We start from the raw sequence: 827 nt of genomic DNA on the forward strand, positions 1-827 counted from the left end.
GCCAGGCGCAGACGGGTGCGCACGCCGGTGTCGTTGCCGCGCACCCACAGCAAGCTGGCCAGCAACGCCAGCAGCGCCGCCCCGGCCAGGTAATACAGGTTGATGAACAGCAGCGGGGCCGCTAGGTGCCCGTAGCCGTTCATGTCGGAATAGGTGTAGGCCACCGGCGCGCCAAACTTCAGCAGCACGTGGTGCAGCCCCAGCGCATCGGCCAGCAAAAACACCACGGCATAATACACCAGCATCAGGGCGTGGCCCACGTATTTCTGGTTGGCCACCGTCTGCACCACCAGTGCCAGCGCGCAGAGCACGGCCACGGTAGCCAGTTGCAGCACGAAGTTTTTCAGGTAGAGCAGCGGCTCAATCAGGCTGGCATCGAGGTAGGCCTGCACGGCCATTCCGACGAGCGACTGCACCGCCGTGAGCACGCCCGCTACCAGTAGCAACGCCAGCAGCTTGCTCACAAACGGCACCCAGGTGGCAAACGGCAGCGCATCGAACACGCCCTGCAGCCGCGTGTCGCGCTCGCGCCACACCAGCTCGCCGGCGTATATCGTGATGATAATGAGCAGGTAAATGGTAAAGTTCTCATTTATCAGGTTCAGCACCTGGTACGTCACCGGCAGCGAAGTACCGCGCAGCGGGTCGTGGTACGTCCAGTAGAAGTTGAACAGCACGTACACCGTGCCCAGCACCGCCAATACTCGAAACGGCCAGGCTTGCAGCACATTCAGGGCCTGCACCCGCACCAGCCGGCCCACCTGCCACCCACTCAGCCCCGGTCCAAACGCCGGCTCGGTGCGCCGCAGCCCCGTGGCTCCGGCCGG

At 64.3% G+C, this 827-nt stretch carries 1 pseudogene; it reads right to left on the reverse strand.

Annotated features, from left to right (window positions below):
• Positions 1-827: pseudogene (locus ACYVDE_RS24715) on the reverse strand (hypothetical protein); the annotation flags it as partial.

The organism is Hymenobacter agri, from assembly GCF_054778495.1.